Below are 19,545 nucleotides of genomic sequence, written 5' to 3'. Positions count from 1 at the left end.
CCTTTCAGATTTCGGTGAGGCGAGTCCTTCTGTTCTCGGTGGCGGGTACTTGCCGTGGGGCGGGCGGTGCCTCGGGGTCCGCCCGCTTTCGGCGAGTAGGGGATCGGTCGGTCTCGGTGTGCTGTTCGGTGGCGAACAGGCGCAGTCCGGCGCGTTCGGGCCGGATGCCCGGCCCGGCGGGGTTCGCCGGGCCCGGTCGGAGGCCGAGTTCGGCGATTGCACCCTTATGGACGGTTATGCCCAGGCCGGGGGAGTCGCCGAGGACGAACGCGCCGTCCTCGATGTCGAGGTCGGCGGTGAGGCCGACTGGGGGCCGGAGGTCCTGCAGCTCGCTGACGAGGTGATTCGGCACGGAGGTCGCGGCGTGGAGCAGCCCGACCGGGATATTGCCGATCGGGCTGACCGGGAGATCGTGCGCGTGCGCGAGGGAGGCGACCCGCAGGAAGTGGGTGATCCCCCCGACCGCGGACGTCTGGAGGATGTCGACCCCGCCCGCCCTGAGGAGCGGGCGGAACTGCTCCAGCCCGGTCAGGTTCTCGCCGCTGGCGACCGCGGCACGGATGCCGCGCTGGACGACGGCCAGGCCTTCGGCGTCCCAGCGCCGCACCGGCTCCTCGACCCAGGCGATGTCCACTGTGCGCTCCAGCTCGCTGACGTGGCGGACCGCCTGCTTGCGCGACCAGATCTCGTTCGCGTCGAGCATGAGGCCCGGCCGCGCCCCGCCCCCCGCCTCGGTCAGCACCTCCCGAACCAGGTGGAGCCGCCGCCGGTCCCGCTCGACGTCGATGCCGCCCTTGAGCTTCGCCGCCCGCAGGCCGCGCTCGGCGTAGACGCCGTAGGCCGCGGCCAGGTCGTCGTCGCCGAGGCCGATGTCGAGCCCCGACGCGTAGGCGGGCACGGCCCGGTCGCGGCCACCCAGGAAACGCCACAGCGGTTCGTCCGCGGCCTGCGCCTTGATGTCCCACAGGGCGGTGTCGAGCGCTCCGACCGTGGCGAACACGGCTCCGGCGTGCCCGGCCTTGAAGGAGTACCGCAGCATCCGGTCGTACAAGGCGGCCACACTACGCGGGTCCTCGCCCTCGATCGCCGCGAAGACGCTCTCCAGCTCGACGTGCGAACCCACCCCGACGCCGGTGATGCCCTCGTCGGTGTCCACCAGCACGATCGGGACGGTGGTGACCCCGTCCTCGAACAGCCCGTTGGCATCCCCGACGGGCCGCGCCCATTCCTGGATCGTCGTCAGCGTGCGGTAACCGGTGATCCGCATGTCATCCCTTCGTGGAGCCGGCGGTGACGCCGGAGGCGATCTGGCGTTGGAAGACCAGGTACAGAGCGAGGACCGGCACCGCCGCGATGAGCACGCCGCCGGCGAACGTCGGAATGTCCGCCGAGTACTGGCCGCGCAGCGAGGTGACGCCGACCATGAGGGTGCGGTGCTCGGCCGAGGGCATCATCAGCAGCGCGATGAGCACGTCGTTCCAGCAGAACAGGGCGTTGAGGATGCCGACCGACAGGAGCGCCGGCCGGCCCAGCGGCAGCATGATCCGCCCGTAGACCCCGTACACCGAGTTGCCGTCGATCCGGGCCGCGTCGATGATCTCCGCCGGGATGCCCGAGTAGTAGCTGGTCATCAGGAAGACCGTGAACGGGAGGAACTGCGCGACATAGGCGAGGATCAGCCCGGGGTAGGTGTCGATGAGCCCGGTCTGCCCCATCGTGCGGGCGAGCGGGACCATGATCACCTGGAACGGGATGAACAGCGCCGCGAGGCAGCCGAGGAACAGCGCCCGCGAGCCCCGGAACCGCAACTGGCTCAATGCGAAACCCGCCATCGATCCGAAGAGGAGCAGCAGCGCGACCGAGCCCGAGACGACGATGAGCGAGTTGGCGAGGTAGCGGTCCATGTCGGCGCTGGCCCAGGCGGTGACGAAGGCGTCCCAGCGCAGTGCCTCGGCGGGGGAGAAGCGGTCGAGGACGTATTCGTGCCGGGTCTTCATGGCGACATTGGCGGTGAACACGAGCGGGTAGACCGTGGCGATCGCGAGGGCCGCCATGGGGACGGCGACGAGCCATCTGCCGACGCGCGGTCCTGCGGTGCGCGGTTGTGATGTGCTCTGTCGTGATGTGTGCAGTCGTGCCATCAGTCCTCCCTTCCGGAGCGGCGGAGGATGCCGAGCTGGAGCAGTCCGACCCCGAGCATCACGAAGAAGAGCACTGTGGACGCGGCCGAGGCGAGGGCCGGGCGGCTCATCTGGCCCTGTTGGAACCAGATGTAGTACTCCGGCAGGTAGGTCGAGCCTTCCGGCCCGCCGCCGGTCATGACGTACACCAGGCCGAACATCGAGGTCAGCATCCCGATCATGGTGGTCACCACGACGAACTGGATCGTGCGCGACAGACCGGGAACGATCACGTGCCGGATCACTTTCGGGAGCGAGGCCCCGTCGACGCGGGCGGCGTCGATCAGCGAGGCGTCCAAAGTGGCGAATCCGGCGAGGAACACGACCAGCGCCATCCCGAAGGTCGCCCAGATGTGGACGCCGACGACGGCGAAGATCGCGACGTCGGGGTCGCCGAGCCAGTCGACCGGTCCGAGCCCGACGATCGCGAGCAGGGTGTTGACGGGGCCGTCGAAGGCGAGCAGGAGGTTGAAGATCGCGCCGATGATCACGGGGGAGAGCACGGCGGGGAAGAAGTAGACGCTCCGGTAGACGCGGTGTCCGGGCACGCGCAGGTAGATGAAGGTGGCGAGGAGCCCCGGGATCGCCACGGCCACCGGCAGAAGCAGCACGAGCAGGCCCACGTTCCGCATGGACTCGCGGAACAGCGGGTCGGCGAACAGGATTGCGTAGTTGTCCCACCCGACGGTCTGGCCATTGCGGTCGCCGTCGCCGGTGAACGAGAAGTTGACGCCGAGTACCAGCGGGTAGAGCCGGAACACGGCGATGATGAGGACCGCTGGGGCCACCAGGATGTACGGCGCGAGTCGTTCGGAGAGCGGGCGGACGCCGCGCCGGGTCCCCGCGCGGGACCGGGGGACGGGCGGTCCGCCGGTCCGAAGGCCCGGGGCCGTTCGGACCGGCGTAGGCGAGCTGGCGATCGGCATGCGCTCAGGCCGCCTGGTCGCTCTCGGCGAGCTGGCTCAACGCGTCGTCCACAGTGACCGATCCGCTCAGCAGTTCCTGGGACAGGCGCCCCATCAGCTCCAGGGTCTCGGCGGAGAGGGCCACGTGCAGCGCGGGGCGCCCGGTCGGGATCTGGTCGACGATCTCGGCCGCGGCCGGACCGGAATCGGAGGCGTCGATCGTGGTGTCGGCGGCGATCGCCCCCGCATCGGCGTAGAAGGCCTCGAGCGCGGCGGGCGAGGTGAGCGAGCGGACCAGGTCGGCCGCGAGTTCGGGGTCGGCGGTCCACTCCGCGACGCCGTAGCCGATGCCGCCGTCGTAGGGCAGGCTCGGCGCGGCCTCGGGGTTGACGAGCGGGGCCGGCATGACGCCGACGTTCTCGGCGTCGAGGAAGTCGTTGAACTCCTTCCAGTGGCCGACGTCCGACATCAGGCCGATGACGTGGGCGGCCTCGCCGGCTTCGAAGATCGCGAACTCGTCGTTGAACATGGCGGTGGAGTTGACGCCGTCGTTGTTGAGCCCGTCCTGTTCGGCCTCGACCCACATCTCGAAGACCTGCTTCACGCCCGGCGAGGTCCAGTCGCGGTTCCCGGCGATCCAGTCGTCGTACTCCTGCGGGGTGAGGACGCCCGAGCCCAGCCCCGAGAGGAAGAACTGGATGCCGTAGCCCTCCTTGTTGCCCATCGCGAAGCACTTCGCGTCGGTGGCGTCGGTGATGGTGGTGCAGTCGTCGAGGAAGTCGTTCCAGGTGGCGGCGGGGGACTCGGGGTCGAGGCCGGCCTCCTCGTAGAGGGTCTTGTTGTAGTAGATCGGGTGGCCCTGCAACGTGACCGGCGCGGCGTAGACGTGCCCGTCCGCGGAGAACGCCTCCCAGCCGGCCAGGCGGTCCATGTCCTCGGCCAGGTAGTCCTCCAGCGGCAGCAGGGCGTCCGCGCGGTCCCGCAGCTGGCCGCCGCCGTTGAAGAGCATGACGTCGGGGCCCTCGCCGGACTGGATCGCCGTGCCGAGCAGGTTGTAGTACTGGTCGAACGGCTGGGCCACGAACTCGACCTCGACGTCGGGGTGCTTCTCGGCGAAATCGGCCTTCGCCTGCTCGATATAGGACTCGGCGGTCGCGTCCCCGGACTTCCAGTCCCAGACCACGAGCGTGCCTTCACCTCCGCCTTCGGAGGAATCCGGTCCCGCGGCGCTCCCGCAGCCGTACAACGCCAATGGCCCGATCAGGACGGTGGTCCACAGTGTTCGTCGCTTCATCGCAGTTCACTCTCAGTGGGGGTGGCCGGGAGGGTCCGGCCGTTACGGTCGCTCGTAAACGTAACTTGTATGACGTCTTACGTCAATGGAGTGATGTCGTATACTGGGCCCGCCGTCCGGCCCGGGCGGCGGACGGAGGACAGATGACGGCATTGCAGCGACCACCCGCGAGCGAGCCGGTCCCGCCGACGTGGTCGCGGCGACCGACCAACCTGGCGAAGGCGGTCACCGCGGAACTGGTGCAGCGCATCGTTCGCGGCGACTATCCGCCCGATTCCACGCTGCCGGCCGAGCACGCCCTGTGCACGACGTTCTCGGTGAGCCGCACCGTGGTCCGCGAGGCCGTCAAGGTCCTGCAGGAGAAGGGCCTGGTGCAGATCCGGCAGGGTTCCGGCACGAGGGTGCTGTCCTCGACGTCGTGGAACATGCTCGACGAGCTGGTGCTCGCGGCGGCCATCGATGAGGACGAGACCCTGGGGATCCTCGACGACCTCGTCGTCACCCGGCGGCTGCTCGAATCCGACATGGCCAATGTGGCCGCCCGCGTCGCCGGCCAGGACGACCTCGACCGGCTGCGGGCGCTCGTCGACCGCATGGACGAGCTCGTCGACGACCCGGCGTCCTATCACGAACGCGACCGGTCCTTTCACGACACCGTCATGCGGGCCTCGGGGAACCGCATCGCGCGCGCGGTCGTGCGTTCGTTGGAGAGCCAGGTCATCAACACCGCCAGTTATATGGGCCGGACGGACCGGTCCCTCTGCACGGCTTCCAATCTCGGACATCGCCGCATCTGCGAGCGCATCGTCGCCCGCGACCCCGACGGCGCGGCCGAGGCGATGTTCGCCCACATCACGGAGGCCTGGCTGGTTCGCCGCGGCGCGAACGGCGATCCGGACCGACTCGCGCGCTGACGCGAAGATCCGATGTATCGCCATCGCGCGCGGGGACATAAAGCGGTAAATATCCGAAACTCCTCTGGTGTTGACTGGATAGATCCAACCTATATAGACTAGCGTCAATATTCAAGGCTTCGTACGATCTGATCCGACTTAACTGGGAGCGATCCCAGACGGTCGGCCGATCGCGTCCCCTCAATGGACCTCTCATGCGATGCCGGTCGACGGTGCGGGCTCCAACGAGCCCGCCCACAAGGAGTTTCTTCTGATGTCGAGATCCATGACCTTCCTCGCGGCCCTCGCGGCCGCGGTGTTGCTGGCGCTGACCGGGGGTGCGGCGGCCCAAGCCGCCGAACCCGCGGCGTCCGCGGCCGAAGTGAGCGCCACGGCCAGTGCCGGTTGCGGCAAGTCCCCGACCCTCAACAGCGGCACCCACACCATCCAGAGCAGCGGACAGAACCGCAGCTTCATCCTCAAGATCCCCGCCGGCTACGACAACACCCGGCCCCACAAGCTGATCTTCGGCAACCACTGGTGGGGCGGCACCGCCGAACAGGTCGCTGGCGGCGGCAGCGACGGCGCCGTCTACGCCCACTACGGGCTCGACGCTCTTTCGGGCGGCTCCGCGATCTTCGTCGCCCCGCAAGGCCAGAACAATGCCTGGGCCAACTCGAACGGCGTGGACGTCGTGTTCTTCGACGACATGATCCGGCGGATCGAAGCCGACCTCTGCGTCGACGAGTCGCAGCGGTTCTCCCTGGGCTTCAGCTACGGCGGGGCGATGAGCTACGCGCTCGCGTGCGCCCGGCCGAACGCGTTCCGGGCGGTCATCGCCATCGCCGTCCCGGGACCGGTCAGCGGATGCAGCGGCGGCACGGGGGCCGTGGCGTACTTCGGCATCCAGGGCGTCAACGACAGCATGCCGAACGCGCGGTCGATGCGCGACCGGTTCGTCGCCAACAATGGCTGTGCGTCGCAGAGTCCGCGGGAGCCCGGTTCGGGCAGCGGCACCCACATCACCACCACGTATTCGTGCCGTGCCGGTTACCCGGTCCAGTGGGCCGCGTTCGACGGCGGCCACCAGCAGGGCCCGGTGGACGGCTGCACCGGCTGCGAGAGCGGCGCCCGGAGCTGGGTCAAGGGCGAGGTCTGGCAGTTCATCAGCCAGTTCAGCTCCACCCCGCCCGCGGAGACCGACCAGGTGCGGAACGCCGGCGCGAACCGCTGCCTCGACGTCTCGGCCCAGTCACAGTCGAACGGCGCCACGGTGCAGCTCTGGGACTGCCACGACGGCTCGAACCAGCAGTGGGTCCACAACACGTCGTCGAAGCAGCTCACCGTCTACGGCGGCAAGTGCCTTGACGCGGAGGGGGCAAGCACCGCTCCCGGCACCCGGGCCATCATCTGGGACTGCCACGGCGGGACGAACCAGCAGTGGAACGTCAATGCCGACGGCACCATCACCGGCGTCCAGTCGGGACTGTGCCTGGCGACTTCCGGTGGCGGGACCGCCAACGGCACCGGAGTGGTCCTGTCGAGCTGCAACGGCTCGGCCGGTCAGAAGTGGGCCTTGAGCTGACCGACCGACCGGCGCACCTTCGGCGCCGAATATGAATGAACGGGCCTCCCAGTCGGGAGGCCCGTTCCGCTGCTTCGCCGCTGTCAGGTGGCGAACTGCCACCAGTTCACATTGAACAGGTAACCGCTGCCGCCGGTGAACCTCAGGTACAGGTCCTGTGTTCCCGTCGCGCCGCTCACGGGGCAGGAGACGTCCGTCCAGGTCTGCCAGCCGCCGGTCCCCGGGACGTTGCAGGTGCCCACCAGGGCGCCGGTGGGGCCGCCGAGGCGGAGTTCGATGGCGCCGCCGCCGGTCGCCGAGGCCACCCGTGCGTCGAAGGTGGCCGCGCCGGTGCCGAAGGCCGCGCCCTTGACCTTGATCCAGTCGCCGTTCTCGATCCATCCGACGTTCATGCCGCCCTCGCCGGAGGGCTCGGTCTCGACACCGTTCGCCCAGGCGATCGTCTCGGCCTCCTGGCGGACATAGGGATTGAGGGCGCCGACCTGAGGTGCCCCGCTCTCGGTCATATTGATGACGGGGATGGTGCCGTCGGGGTTGTAGTCGAACTGCTCGACCGCGACGGATCGGGCGAAGCCGCCGCCGCCCGGCAGCGCGCCGTTGTGATAGAAGAGGTAGGACCCTCCCTTGTAGTCGATGATGCCGGGGTGGTTGGTGAAGCTGCTGCCCTGCGTGGGCATGACCGTCCCCCGATAGGTCCACGGCCCGGTCGGTCCCGGGGCGGTCGAGTAGGCGATGTGCTCCGAGCAGCATTGCGCGGCGAACGCCATGTAGTACAGGGAGTCCCGCTTGTAGACCCACGGTCCTTCCTCATAGAGCGTGGGGCGGTCCGAACTCCCCGGCCGGGTGCCGAATCCCTGGGTGGTGAGGGGGATCTGGGTCGGGGCGCCCGAGTAGGAGGTCATGTCGGCGTTGAGCTTCACATACCACAGGTTCGGGTTGCCCCAGTACAGATAGGCCTGGCCGTCGTCGTCGATGAAGACCGAGGGATCGATCTCGCCGTTCTGGACCAGCGGCCGCCCAAGGGCGTCCTCGAATGGCCCGGTGGGGCTGTCCGCGACGGCCACTCCGATGGCGGGCCTGCCCGTGGCGTCGTTGATGACCGGGACGTACCAGTAGAACTTGCCGTCACGCTCGACGGCCTGACCCGCCCAGGCGTCCTGGCGCGCCCAGCTGAAGGTGTCGAGGCTCAGCGGGGAGCCGTGGTCGGTCCAGTTGACCATGTCGTCGGAGGACCAGACGCGCCAATCCCGCATGTCGAACCAGGTCGCGCCGTCCTCGTCGTGCCCGGTGTAGAGGTAGAGGCGGCCATTGTGGATGAGTGGTGCCGGGTCGGCGGTGTACACGGTCTGGACGATCGGGTTGTCGGCCTGTGCTGGGGAGGGCGACGGATCGACGACCGGGCTCAGCGCGGCCGCCGCGAACGCGAATGCCAGCGCGAGAGCCGCGATCCGTCTTCGGGTTGGAGTCGGAGTTTTCATAGGGGAACCTCTCCGGCCGCGCTCGCGCGCGCCCTGGGGTCACTCTCGGATTCGAGCACCCTCGAAACGTTCGTAGTTTTCATCGAAACTTAGAGGGCTTGAAGTCAGGGTAACCATGAGGCTTCTATATGTAAATAGATCGATATCAATGTGGCGGGGCTTGGCGGAGTCAGGTGCCCGAGATGCCGCGAACATTCGCGAATCTGGACCGCGAAGGAGCGAGCGTGAGCGTCAGGCGGGGTCGGGCACCGGAAAAATATGCTCCGCGCCTCGCGATCGTTGAATATGTATCGGTAAAGTGTTGGTGATTCCGTTCGTTGCACCGGCGCGGGACGGACCGAGACACGAAGGGCAGAGTTCATGACTCCGTTCGAGACGACCGAAGATGGCGTGATCTGGCGCGGCGACGGCGAGACGCTGGTGGTCCAGGCGTGGGGCCGCGACTCGCTGCGGGTGCGCAGCAGCCGGGCAGGGGACGTCCTCGACACCGACTTCGCGCTGCTCGAGCCCGAGCCCGCGGACGTCGAGATCTCCGTGGACGGCGACACGGCGACACTCGTCAACGGCGCGATCACGGTCGTGATGCGCGCGCGGGGCGGCCTCGACTGGCAGACCGAGTACGACGTCTTCAACTGCGCGCTCGAGTTCCGCGACGCCGAGGGCCGCACGCTGCTGCGGGAGATCGGGGATGGCGGCGCGCTCAAGCTCACCGCCCGCGAGTTCCGGCCCCTCCCCGGCGGCGCGCACCGACTCCGCGCGGCCTTCGAGACCCCGGCGGGGGAGAAGCTGTACGGCATGGGCCAGTACCAGCAGGACATCCTCGACATCAAGGGCTCGACCTTCGAACTGGCGCACCGGAACTCGCAGGCGAGCGTCCCGTTCGTCGTCTCCAGCGCCGGGTACGGGTTCCTGTGGCACAACCCGGCGATCGGCTCGGCCACGTTCGCCGCCAACCGGACCGAGTGGATCGCCGAGGCCACCGGGCAGCTCGACTACTGGATCACCGCCGGCTCCACTCCCGCGCAGATCAGCGCCGCCTATGCCGACGCGACCGGCCACGCCCCGATGATGCCCGAGTACGGCCTCGGGTACTGGCAGTGCAAGCTGCGCTACTGGAACCAGGAACAAATCCTCGAGGTGGCGCGCGAGCACAAGCGGCGCGGACTGCCGCTCGACGTCATCGTGGCCGACTTCTTCCACTGGCCCAAGATGGGCGACTTCCGCTTCGAGGAGGAGTTCTGGCCCGACCCGGCCGCGATGGTCAAGGAACTCCAGGAAATGGGAGTGGAGCTCATGGTCTCGGTCTGGCCGCAGGTCTCGGTCGAGTCGGAGAACTTCGCCGCGTTCAAGAAGGAGAACCTCCTCGTCCGCACCGAGCGCGGGCACGGTGTCCAGATGAGTTTTCAGGGCCCCAGCATGTTCCTGGACGCCACGAACCCGCGCGCCCGCGAACAGGCCTGGGACATCCTCAAACGCAACTACCACGACCTGGGCATCAAGCTGTTCTGGCTCGACGAGGCCGAACCCGAGTACGGCGTCTACGACTTCGACAACTACCGCTACCACGCGGGGCCGAACGTCGAGGTCGGCAACGTCTACCCGCAGACGTTCTCGCGCATGTTCTACGAGGGCCAGCAGGCCGCGGGCCAAGCGGAGATCGTGAACCTGGTCCGCTGCGCCTGGGCCGGATCCCAGCGCTACGGCGCGCTGGTGTGGTCGGGCGACATCCACTCCGACTGGAAGGACTTCCGCCGGCAGATCACGGCCGGAATCCACATGGGCGTCGCCGGGATCCCGTGGTTCACCACCGATATCGGCGGCTTCGGCGGTGGGAACATCGACGACCCGGCCTTCCGGGAACTGTTGGTCCGCTGGTTCCAGTTCGGGGCGTTCTGCCCGGTCATGCGCATGCACGGCGACCGCCAGCCCAGCGAACGGGTCCTGGCCGCCGACGGCTCGGCGCGCAATAATTCGGGCGCGCCGAACGAGCTGTGGAGTTACGGCGAGGACGTGTACGGGATCCTCTCCCGCTACGTTCATTTCCGCGAGGCCTTGCGCCCCTACACCCGCCGGCTCATGACCGAGGCCCACGAGTCCGGGCAGCCGGTCATGCGGGGCATGTTCCACGAGTTCCCCGACGACGAGACCAGCTGGGACCTGGCCGACCAGTACATGTTCGGACCGGACCTCCTCGTCGCCCCGGTCCTGGTGCCGGGCGCGACCGGCCGCCGCGTCTACCTTCCGGAGGGCGCGACCTGGACCGACCTCCACACCGGCACCGAGCACCAAGGCGGCCAGTGGATCACGGCGGACGCCCCGATCGATCGCATCCCGGTCTACACCCGCGACGGCGCACTCCCCGAGCTCACCGGTACGGTCTGAGGCCGCCCGGCCCATCCCTGATTCGAGACCGCACGACGACAGCGGTTCACCACGCCCTTCTACGACAGGAAATGAGCAGTAGATGAAGACCTTTCCACTCACGCAGGTGACGTTGCTGGAGAGCCCGTTCGCGCGCGCGGTACGCACCGACCTCGGCTACGTACTCGCGATGGAACCGGATCGGCTGCTGGCACCGTTCCTGCGAGAGGCGGGCCTGGAACCTCGTGCGGCCAGTTACGGCAACTGGGAGGACAGCGGTCTGGACGGGCACATCGGGGGGCACTACCTCTCGGCGCTGGCGCTGCTGGCCGCCGCGACCGGCGAGGCCGAACCGCGGCGTCGCCTGGAATACATGGTGTCCGAGCTGGCGCGCGCCCAGGACGCGATCGGTACCGGGTACGTCGGCGGCGTCCCCGGCGGCGTCGCCCTGTTCGAGGGTCTGCGAGGGGGCGGCATCGCGGCGGCGACCGCGCTGGGTTCGAGCGATCACTGGGTGCCCTGGTACAACCTGCACAAGACCTTCGCCGGGCTCATCGACGCGCACCGGATCCTCGGCCGCAAGCAGGCGCTCGAAGTGGTCGTCCGGCTCGCCGACTGGTGGCTCGAGGTCGCCGCGAACCTCGACGACGAGGCCTTCGAGGCGATGCTCGACACCGAGTTCGGCGGCATGAACGAATCCTTCGCCGACCTGGCCGCGATCACCGGGCGCCGCGAGTACGCCGACATGGCCCGGCGCTTCTCCCACCGCGCGATCCTGGACCCGCTCCTGGAACGCCGCGACGGGCTGACCGGCCGCCACGCCAATACCCAGATCCCCAAGGCCGTCGGCTATGCGGCCACGGCCGCCGTCCGCGGAGACGAGGACCTGCTGGAGGCGGCCCGGTACTTCTGGCACGAGGTGGTCGAGCGCCGCACGGTCGCCATCGGCGGCAACAGCGTCCGCGAGCACTTCCACGCTCCCGGCGACTTCTCGCCGATGATCGAGGACCGTGAGGGCCCCGAGACTTGCAATACCTACAACATGCTCAAACTGACCAAGGCCCTCGCCGAGGCCGCGTTCGAACCGTCCCAGCTGGACTTCGCCGAGCGCGCGATCCTCAACCACCAGTTGGCCTCCCAGCATCCCGAACGCGGCGGATTCGTCTACTTCACCTCGATGCGCCCGCGCCACTACCGCGTCTACTCCCAGCCGGACCTCGGCATGTGGTGCTGCGTCGGCACCGGCATCGAGGCCCAGGCCAAGTACGGCGAGTTCATCTTCGGCGAGCACGACGGTGCCCTGGCAGTCAACCTGTACATTCCCGCCGTCCTCGACGCGCCCGAATTCGGCGGGCGCTTCCGGCTGGAGACCGACTTTCCGGCCGACGAGCGCGTCAGCCTCACGCTCGACCTCGATGAGCCTCGCACCTTCCCGGTCCGGCTTCGCCTGCCGGACTGGAGCGACGGCCTGGCCGACCTCGCGGTCAACGGCAAACCGGTCGAGGCCGAGCCCGTGCCGGGCGCGATCGTGCTCGAGCGGGAATGGCGGCCCGGCGATGTGGTCACGTTCGGACTCCCGCTCCGGCTTCGCGCCGAATGGCTTCCGGACGGCTCCCCATGGCAGGCGTACTTCGCCGGACCGGTCCTGCTGGCCTCGCGCGAGGGCACGGACCATCTGCTGGGACTGGAAGCCGACGACAGCCGCATGGGGCACGTCGCCCACGGCCCCCTGTTCGGCTTCGCAGACGTCCCGATCATCGCGGACTCGGCCGCCGACGAGGTGCTGACTCGCGAGGCGCCCCTGCGCTACCGAATGCGCTTCGCCGATCCCGTCGGCGAGACCGAGCTGGTGCCGTTCTACGAGGTCCACGACAGCCGGTACACCGTCTACTGGCCCGTCGCCGCCCCGAATCAGGTGGCCCAGCGCCGCGGCGAACTGGTCGCGGCCGACCGTGACTCGCTCACGCTCGACGACCGGACCGTCGACAAGGTCGCCTTCGGCGAGCAGCAGCCCGAGAGCGACCACGGTTTCCGGGGCGAGGCCACCCAGGTGTCGGTCGATGCGCAAGGGAGCCGTGCCCGCTCCACCACCGCGAGCGTGGCGGTCGTGCTCAAGGACCCCGATCGGGCGGGTCGGGTTCTGCGCGTGGGCTACCGCCATTCGGGCGGGTCCACAGGGGCCACCGTCCGGATGAACGGCACGCTCGTCGCCGAGGAGACCTGGGACGGCGAGCACGAGGCCTACGAGGTCGACTACGGTCTGCCGGCGGCGCTCCACTCCGCACCGCGCGCCACAGCGTACGAACTCGAGATCACCGCAGCCCCAGGGAAATCGACGCCGGGAATCACCACGGTCAGGCTGCTCCGCTAGGGGCTGTGCAAGGGGCGCACGGCTGTCAGCTCGCGGGAGCGGCCGTCGATGCGCGCGGGACGAGGACCGGTTCGGGGTCGTCCACGGTCCGGTGGGTGACCGGTCCGCCGTCGATGGCCTCGGCGAGCGCGGTGACCGCGGTCCGGCCGAGTTCATAGAGCGGCATGCGCACACAGGTCAGCGGCGGCCAGGTGTGCTCGGCCGTCCAGGCGTCGTGGATCGCGACCACCGAGAGGTCGTCGGGAACGGCGATGTCCTGGGCCTGGGCCTCGGCGAGGACCCCGACCGCGGCATTGACGTTGGCGGCCACGATCGCGGTGGGCCGTTGGGGAAGTGCCAGCAGTTCGGCCGCCGAGGCCTCGCCGTCCGCCTCCCTGTATCCGTGCCAGGTGATGAGGTCCGGGTCGCCGGGCAGGCCCGCCTCCAGCAGGGCTTCGCGGTAGCCCTCGACCCGGCGCTGCGCGGTCGGCGAGGCAGTGAGGCCGCCGGCGAAGCCGATCCTGCGGTGTCCCAAGGCGATCAGGTGCTCGGTAGCGCGCCGGGCGGCGAGTGCGTCGGGGACGACCACGGAGCTCGCGCCGGGAATTCGGTGATGGATGGTGACCAGGGTCGCGCGTTCGCCGACGGTCCGGGCCAGTTCATCGGGATCGGTCCCGTCGCGGGGCTGGAGCACGATGCCGTCGACCCGTCCCTCCCCGACGAGGCGGTCGAACATCTTTCCACCCGGCTGCATGACCTCGCTGCGGGCCAGCAGCATGACGCAGCCGCGGGCGACCGCCGCGTCCTCCACCCCGCGGGTGAGCTCGGCGAACAGCGCGTTGGTCAGGTCGGGGACGATGAGCGCGATGACGTCGGTGCGCGCGAGCTTGAGCGCCCGCCCGGCGAAATTGGGGTGGTAGCCGACCTCGGCGGCGGCCTTGCGGACCCGTTCGCGCGTGGCCTCGCTGACCCGTGCCGAAGGGTCGCCGGAGAGCACCCTGGAGACCGCCGACACCGAGACCCCTGCTCGCGCGGCCACATCGCTGAGTTTCACCATCGGTCAAGTATCGCCCCTGTGCCGTTCGAACTGTCCAGCTACTGATCAAACGATTGCGCAATTGTTGGATGTGTGCAATCCTCATCGACGATCGTTCTGTACCCGTCCCCCGAGGAGGCAGCCGTGCTCGCCGCGCATTACGCAGGAAACCGGACCATGACCGTGGGAGAGTCCGAGCCGTCCCCGCCGGAGCCCGGCCAAGTGCAGATCTCCGTGGCCTACAACGGCATCTGCGGTACCGATCTGCACATCCTCAGTGGACACATGGATGCGCGGGTCGCCGCCTCCGCGATCATCGGGCACGAGATGAGCGGCACCATCAGCGCGCTCGGCGAGGGCGTCGAGGGCTGGGCGATCGGCGACCCGGTCACGGTGATGCCGCTCGCCTGGGACGGGACCTGCCCCGCCTGCCTCGCGGGGAACCGCCACATCTGCCAGAACCTCGACTTCGTGGGCATCGACTCGCCCGGCGCGCTCCAGGGCCGCTGGAACGTCGACGCCGGCCTCCTCGTGTCGCTGCCCGCCTCCCTCTCGCTCCAGCACGCGGCCCTGGTCGAGCCGACCGCCGTGGCCGTCCACGACGTGCGCCGCGCCGAACTCGAACCGGGACAGAAGGCCGTCGTCATCGGCGGCGGCCCCATCGGCGTGCTCATCGCCTCGGTCGCCCGGTCCTTCGGAGGCGAGGTCGTCGTGATCGAACTTGATTCCAAGCGCCGCGAACGCATCGCCGAGCTCGGCTTCACCGTCCTCGACGCCCGCGATGACACCGTGGCCTGGGTCGAAGAGTGGACGCAGGGAGCGGGTGCCGATGTGGTCTTCGAGGTCTCCGGCGCCGCCGCCGCGGTGCTCGGCGCGGTCGACTACGCGAAGGTGCGCGGCACCCTCGTCGTCGTCGCCATCCACCCCGAGCCGCGCCCGGTGAACCTCCAGCGGGTCTTCTGGCGCGAACTGCGCCTCCTCGGCGCGCGCGTCTACCAGCGCGAGGACTTCGACACCGCCGTCGCGCTGCTCGATTCAGGCGAGATCCCCGCTGATGCCCTGATCACCAAGACCGTTCCCCTGGCCGAGATCCAGTCGGCCTTCGACGCGCTCACCGGCGGCGAGGCCATGAAGATCCTCATCGACGTCCAAGCCGGACAGGAGATCTGATGAACCCGTTCGACCTCACCGGCCGCCTCGCCGTCGTCACCGGCGCCAAGCGCGGCATCGGTTTCGCCATGGCCGAGGCCCTCGCGGCCGCCGGAGCCGACATCATCGGCGTCAGCGCCACCATCGAACCCGAAGGCTCATTGATCGGTCAGCGCGTCACCGCACTCGGGCGCACCTTCCGGGCCATTCAGACCGACTTCGCAGACCCGGACGCCGTCGCCGAACTCGGCGAGACCCTGGCGCCCCTCGAAGTCGACATCCTCGTCAATAACGCGGGCACGATCCGCCGCGCGCCCGCCGCCGAGCATCCCGACGCCTACTGGGACGAGGTCCTCCAGGTCAACCTCTCCAGCCAGTTCGCCCTGGCCAGGGCCGTCGGCCGCTCCATGCTCGAACGCGGCCGGGGGAAGATCATCTTCACCGCCTCGCTGCTGAGCTTCCAGGGCGGCATCAACGTGCCCGGCTACGCCGCCTCCAAGTCGGGCATCGCCGGACTGACCCGGGCGCTGGCCAACGAGTGGACCTCCCGCGGCGTCACGGTGAACGCGATCGCCCCCGGCTACATCGCCACCGACAACACCCAAGCGCTGCAAGACGATCCGGACCGTTCCAGGGCGATCCTCGAACGCATCCCCGCCTCCCGCTGGGGCCGGCCCGACGACCTCGCCGGAGCCACCGTGTTCCTCGCCAGCGGCGCCTCCGACTACGTGTCGGGCACGGTCATCCCCGTCGACGGCGGCTGGCTGGGCCGCTAGGGCCATCCGGCCTTCTATCACCCTTTGAAATCGATATCATGGGGCGCGCCACCCGCCCACCGTCAAGGAGATGCTCGATGACCCACCTTGCCAATACCCCGCCCATGGGCTGGAACTCGTGGGACGTGTTCGGAAGCTCGGTGACCGAGGCCGAGACCCGCGCCAACGCCGAGTTCATCGCAGAGCACATGGCCGATCACGGCTGGGAGTACGTCGTCGTCGACATCCAGTGGTACGAACCGGCGGCCCGCGCGGGCGGCTACAACTCCGGGGCCGAGCTGGTCCTCGATGAGCACGGGCTGCCGCAGCCGGCCCCGAACCGCTTCCCCTCGGCGGCGGGCGGCGCCGGGTTCAAGCCCCTCGCCGACCACGTGCACTCTCTGGGCCTGAAATTCGGGGTCCACATCCTGCGCGGCATCCCCCGCCAGGCCGTCGCGGCCGACACCCCGATCAAGGGCACCGTGTACACGGCGGCGCAGATCGCCGACAAGAACCGGCCCTGCGCCTGGAACGACGACAACTGGGGCATCGACCACTCGCACCCGGGCGGCCAGGCCTACTACGACTCGCTCGTGGCCCAGTTCGCCGACTGGGGCGTGGACTTCATCAAGGCCGACGACATGATCGGCCCCTACTGGGAGGACGAGATCGAAGCGTTCCGGCGGGCGATCGACCGCTCCGGCCGCGACATCGTGTTCAGTCTTTCGCCGGGCGTGGCGCTTTCGATCGACCACGCCGAGCACCTGAAGGCCCACTCGCACCTGTGGCGGGTCTCGGGCGACCTGTGGGACCGCTGGAAGGACGTCGACGCGCAGTTCGACCTCCTCCGTGACTGGGCCGTGCACTCAGGACCGGGCCACTGGCCGGACGCGGACATGCTTCCCTTGGGGCGCATGGGCCTCCGCGCGGAAGTCGGCGAACCCCGCGACAGCCTCCTGACCCCCGACGAGCAGCAGACGATGCTCACCCTCTGGTGCATCGTCCGCTCCCCGCTCATGGTCGGCGCGGACCTGCCGAGCTCCAGCCCGGAGACCATTGACCTGCTCACCAACCCCGAAGTCCTTGCCGCTCTGCGGCATCCGGTGGGTGCCTGCGAGGTCTGGCGCGAGGGCGAGCACGTGGCCTGGGCCTCCGAAGACGGCGCTTTCGTCGCGGTCTTCAACCGCGGTCCGGAAGCCGCCGAGCTCGAGCTTCCGTGGTCCGCCCTCGGTATCGCCCAGCCCACGCAGGTGGAGGACTGCTGGAACCGCTGGGACCTCCTACCCGGCGACCACCTGCGGGCGCAGCTCCAATCGCACGGATCGGCGCTATTCCGCCTGTACTAGGGGGTTGAACAACGCTGAAGGCCCTCCAGATGCGATATCGCATCTGGAGGGCCTTCAGCGTTGTCAGTCGCGTTCGATGAGGACCTTCGCGTCCCACGGGCTCAGCGGCAGCGCGTCGCCCGCGGCGTATTCGGTGTCGTCCAAGGCGTCCGTGACCGCGGCCGGGAGTTCGAAGTCGACTTCGTCCCAGGACCAGTTGTGCACGAACCGGACCGTGTGTCCCTCACCCGTGACGCCGCTGGTCGCCGTCAGGCTCGGGTGCTCCGGCCGCCAGGCGTCGGCGGGAGCCATCCACTTGAAGAGCGCTGCACCGAGGGCGTCATTGGGGATCGTGCCGACGTAAGTGACCCGGCCCTGCCCGTGCGCCTTCGTGGTGACGGCCGGGAAGCGTCCGAAGTGCGGGTGCACGTATTCTGCCAATGCCTGCGCCCCGTCCAGGATCAGGCCGTCGGCCCACTTCACCGCACCGGCGGTCGCGTCGAGTTCCAGGGGCGAGTCCCTCGCGGGCCGGACCGCGAGCTCCCCGCCGAGGTTCGAGAACTCGTCGTACCAGACCCCCGCGGTTTCGGTCAGGCGCGAGGGCTTGACGTCGAGGCGCGCGCGGGCCTCGTGGTCGGCGTACCCGGTGCGCGGTCCGAGCACGAGGTGCCCGCCCGCCGCGGCGTACTCGCCCAGCCAGTCCAGGAGCGCGTCGTCGGCCGCGTAGATCCCGGCCGCGACGAGCACGGGGTACTCGGCGACCGCCTCGGCCGCGTCGCCGAGCTGCTCGGTGTGGACGATCCGCGCCTGGAGCCCGGCATTGAACGCGCCCTTGTAGAACGGGTTGACAATCGAGTGGAAGGTCCCGCGGTCGGGGCTCCCGTCGGCGTTCGCGAACGACGGCTGCGCCGCGAGCGCCCACTCGCTCTCCTTCGCGGTGAGCACCGCGACGTCGACGTGGGGGACCAGGCCCTCGATCGCCGCGCCGGCCTTGCGGAACTCGGCCCCGAGCTCCGCGAGCTCGCGGTACGTGCGGCCGGGTTGCTGGCTGTGGGGGAGGACCCCGCCCCAGTACGTCTCGGCGCCGTAGTGGAGGGTGTGCCAGTGCCAGTACTCGACCATCCTGGCGCCGCGTGAGACCAACACCCAAGCGGCCTGGCGCCACTGCCCGTCGTACGCGGGCTTGTTGTGCGAGGGCTCCCCGACGGAGGAGGCATTGGTCTCGGTGATCAGGAACGGCTCCTGCCGCGCCCCGTACATCGCGTCCGCGGCCTGGTACAGAGACCAGGTGCCGTCGAGCGTCCAGTGCGGAGCGTCGCCGGCGTGGCCGGAGGGCAGCGCGAAGTTGTCCTGCATGCGGTAGTAAGGGTTCCCGGTGGTCACGTCAAGGCTCGCGGCCACCGCGCGCTCGTCGATCCCGGGCCTGCCGTAGCAGATGCAGGTCGTGACGAACTGGTCCTCGCGCGCGTACTCGCGCGCGATCCCGGCCTGCCATGCCATGAACTTGGTGGTCTGCTGGGTCTGGAACCGCCGCCACGCCTGCTCGTACTGCGGCTGCGCGTTCCCGTCCGGCCGCCACAGGTCGGCCCAGGTGGACAGCTTGTGCGACCAGTAGACCAGCCCCCATTCGCGGTTGAGGGTCTCCACGTCGCCGTACTGGTGGCGCAGGTGGTCGACGAACCGCTGGAACACGCCTTCGTTGTGGTAGAGCTGCACCCCGGGCTCGTTGTCGACCTGGAAGCCGATCACGGCCGGGTGGTCGGCGTAGCGCGCGATGATCTTGCGGATGACGCGCTCGGCGTGGAACCGGAAGGCCGGGTGGGTGTAGTCGGCCTCCTGGCGCCCGCCCCAGTTCACGCGCTCGCCGGTCTTGCGCTCGGCGGCGATCTCGGGGTAGAGCCGCGCGAGCCACGGCGGCACCGCGTAGGTCGGCGTGCCGAGGATGACGGCGATGCCGTGCTCGTGCGCGCCGTCGAGCACCGGCTGGATCCAGTCGAGGTCGAAGCGGCCGTTCTCGGGCTCCCAAGTGCTCCAGACGGACTCGCCGACGCGGATCACGGAGAACCCGGCCTCGGCCATGAGGTCGAGGTCCGTCTCCAAACGCTGCTTCGCGCCTTCGGTGTCGAAGCCGTCGAGAACGGCGGGCTGGTACTCGTAGTAGTACGCCGCGCCGAACAGGATCGGGTTGGGCCACTGCGTCATTCGGTTTCCTTCAAGGTGGTTGGTGTTAATCG

General features: G+C 69.2%; 14 protein-coding genes. 7 read left to right on the top strand and 7 right to left on the bottom strand.

The window, feature by feature from the left end:
* Positions 1–4 precede the first annotated feature (4 nt).
* From FAB82_RS21710 to FAB82_RS21695, 4 genes are all read right to left on the bottom strand, one after another.
* Positions 5–1,267, bottom strand: coding sequence for a mandelate racemase/muconate lactonizing enzyme family protein (locus FAB82_RS21710; RefSeq protein WP_136536652.1), 1,263 nt, complete (start codon positions 1,265–1,267; stop codon positions 5–7).
* Position 1,268: 1 nt separating this feature from the next.
* Positions 1,269–2,054, bottom strand: coding sequence for a carbohydrate ABC transporter permease (locus FAB82_RS21705; protein ID WP_342799477.1), 786 nt, complete (start codon positions 2,052–2,054; stop codon positions 1,269–1,271).
* Positions 2,055–2,140: 86 nt separating this feature from the next.
* Positions 2,141–3,106, bottom strand: coding sequence for a carbohydrate ABC transporter permease (locus FAB82_RS21700; RefSeq protein ID WP_136536650.1), 966 nt, complete (start codon positions 3,104–3,106; stop codon positions 2,141–2,143).
* A 4-nt stretch (positions 3,107–3,110) separates the two neighbouring features.
* Complete coding sequence (locus FAB82_RS21695; protein WP_136536649.1) at positions 3,111–4,379, bottom strand: ABC transporter substrate-binding protein; 1,269 nt, start codon at positions 4,377–4,379, stop codon at positions 3,111–3,113.
* Positions 4,380–4,522: 143 nt separating this feature from the next.
* Here FAB82_RS21695 and FAB82_RS21690 point away from each other — a divergent pair, with 143 nt between their 5' ends.
* Entirely contained in the window at positions 4,523–5,293 is a 771-nt protein-coding gene (locus tag FAB82_RS21690; RefSeq protein ID WP_136536648.1) for a FadR/GntR family transcriptional regulator, read from the top strand.
* A gap of 253 nt (positions 5,294–5,546) precedes the next feature.
* On the top strand, positions 5,547–6,857 hold the full coding sequence (locus tag FAB82_RS21685; protein WP_136536647.1) for a ricin-type beta-trefoil lectin domain protein: 1,311 nt from the start codon (positions 5,547–5,549) through the stop codon (positions 6,855–6,857).
* 83 nt (positions 6,858–6,940) lie between these two features.
* Here FAB82_RS21685 and FAB82_RS21680 read toward each other — a convergent pair whose 3' ends face one another.
* Positions 6,941–8,335, bottom strand: coding sequence for a glycoside hydrolase family 43 protein (locus tag FAB82_RS21680; RefSeq protein WP_136536646.1), 1,395 nt, complete (start codon positions 8,333–8,335; stop codon positions 6,941–6,943).
* A 360-nt stretch (positions 8,336–8,695) separates the two neighbouring features.
* On the opposite strand from FAB82_RS21680, the gene FAB82_RS21675 reads away from it, so the two are divergent.
* Positions 8,696–10,717 carry a glycoside hydrolase family 31 protein gene (locus tag FAB82_RS21675; RefSeq protein WP_136536645.1) on the top strand — a complete coding sequence of 674 codons (2,022 nt, stop codon included), beginning with the start codon at positions 8,696–8,698 and terminating at the stop codon, positions 10,715–10,717.
* An 82-nt stretch (positions 10,718–10,799) separates the two neighbouring features.
* Positions 10,800–13,067: a glycoside hydrolase family 127 protein gene (locus tag FAB82_RS21670; RefSeq protein WP_136536644.1), complete on the top strand. Its 2,268-nt coding sequence runs from the start codon at positions 10,800–10,802 to the stop codon at positions 13,065–13,067.
* Positions 13,068–13,092: 25 nt separating this feature from the next.
* Here FAB82_RS21670 and FAB82_RS21665 read toward each other — a convergent pair whose 3' ends face one another.
* Positions 13,093–14,103, bottom strand: a complete 1,011-nt coding sequence (locus FAB82_RS21665; protein ID WP_136536643.1) for a LacI family DNA-binding transcriptional regulator — start codon at positions 14,101–14,103, stop codon at positions 13,093–13,095.
* A 123-nt stretch (positions 14,104–14,226) separates the two neighbouring features.
* Here FAB82_RS21665 and FAB82_RS21660 point away from each other — a divergent pair, with 123 nt between their 5' ends.
* The 3 genes from FAB82_RS21660 (at position 14,227) to FAB82_RS21650 (ending at position 17,332) form a co-directional block, all read left to right on the top strand.
* A complete protein-coding gene (locus tag FAB82_RS21660) occupies positions 14,227–15,252 on the top strand; it encodes a zinc-dependent alcohol dehydrogenase (RefSeq protein WP_136536642.1) in 1,026 nt (341 codons plus the stop codon).
* Positions 15,252–16,007: an SDR family oxidoreductase gene (locus tag FAB82_RS21655; protein WP_136536641.1), complete on the top strand. Its 756-nt coding sequence runs from the start codon at positions 15,252–15,254 to the stop codon at positions 16,005–16,007. Before FAB82_RS21660 ends, FAB82_RS21655 begins: the two co-directional genes overlap by 1 nt.
* 77 nt (positions 16,008–16,084) lie before the next feature.
* A complete protein-coding gene (locus FAB82_RS21650; protein ID WP_211116759.1) occupies positions 16,085–17,332 on the top strand; it encodes a glycoside hydrolase family 27 protein in 1,248 nt (415 codons plus the stop codon).
* Positions 17,333–17,395: 63 nt separating this feature from the next.
* Here the strand turns inward: FAB82_RS21650 and FAB82_RS21645 are convergent, their stop codons facing one another.
* The gene (locus tag FAB82_RS21645) at positions 17,396–19,513 is read right to left on the bottom strand and encodes a beta-galactosidase (RefSeq protein WP_136536640.1); all 2,118 of its coding nucleotides are present in this window, start codon (positions 19,511–19,513) and stop codon (positions 17,396–17,398) included.
* Positions 19,514–19,545: the final 32 nt, after the last annotated feature.

It is taken from the genome of Glycomyces buryatensis, from assembly GCF_004912275.1.
Lineage (GTDB): Bacteria > Actinomycetota > Actinomycetes > Mycobacteriales > Micromonosporaceae > Glycomyces > Glycomyces buryatensis.
The sequence above is the reverse complement of the archived record's forward strand: the minus strand, read 5'-3'. Positions and strand labels throughout refer to the sequence as shown.

Excerpts from the sequence above, each read along its gene's own strand:
- FAB82_RS21670 (WP_136536644.1), top strand. The coding sequence starts at position 10,800 with ATGAAGACCTTTCCACTCACGCAGGTGACGTTGCTGGAGAGCCCGTTC.
- FAB82_RS21705 (WP_342799477.1), bottom strand. The coding sequence starts at position 2,054 with ATGGCGGCCCTCGCGATCGCCACGGTCTACCCGCTCGTGTTCACCGCC.
- FAB82_RS21665 (WP_136536643.1), bottom strand. The coding sequence starts at position 14,103 with ATGGTGAAACTCAGCGATGTGGCCGCGCGAGCAGGGGTCTCGGTGTCG.
- FAB82_RS21645 (WP_136536640.1), bottom strand. The coding sequence starts at position 19,513 with ATGACGCAGTGGCCCAACCCGATCCTGTTCGGCGCGGCGTACTACTAC.
- FAB82_RS21650 (WP_211116759.1), top strand. The coding sequence starts at position 16,085 with ATGACCCACCTTGCCAATACCCCGCCCATGGGCTGGAACTCGTGGGAC.
- FAB82_RS21700 (WP_136536650.1), bottom strand. The coding sequence starts at position 3,106 with ATGCCGATCGCCAGCTCGCCTACGCCGGTCCGAACGGCCCCGGGCCTT.
- FAB82_RS21710 (WP_136536652.1), bottom strand. The coding sequence starts at position 1,267 with ATGCGGATCACCGGTTACCGCACGCTGACGACGATCCAGGAATGGGCG.
- FAB82_RS21685 (WP_136536647.1), top strand. The coding sequence starts at position 5,547 with ATGTCGAGATCCATGACCTTCCTCGCGGCCCTCGCGGCCGCGGTGTTG.
- FAB82_RS21695 (WP_136536649.1), bottom strand. The coding sequence starts at position 4,379 with ATGAAGCGACGAACACTGTGGACCACCGTCCTGATCGGGCCATTGGCG.
- FAB82_RS21675 (WP_136536645.1), top strand. The coding sequence starts at position 8,696 with ATGACTCCGTTCGAGACGACCGAAGATGGCGTGATCTGGCGCGGCGAC.
- FAB82_RS21690 (WP_136536648.1), top strand. The coding sequence starts at position 4,523 with ATGACGGCATTGCAGCGACCACCCGCGAGCGAGCCGGTCCCGCCGACG.
- FAB82_RS21655 (WP_136536641.1), top strand. The coding sequence starts at position 15,252 with ATGAACCCGTTCGACCTCACCGGCCGCCTCGCCGTCGTCACCGGCGCC.
- FAB82_RS21680 (WP_136536646.1), bottom strand. The coding sequence starts at position 8,335 with ATGAAAACTCCGACTCCAACCCGAAGACGGATCGCGGCTCTCGCGCTG.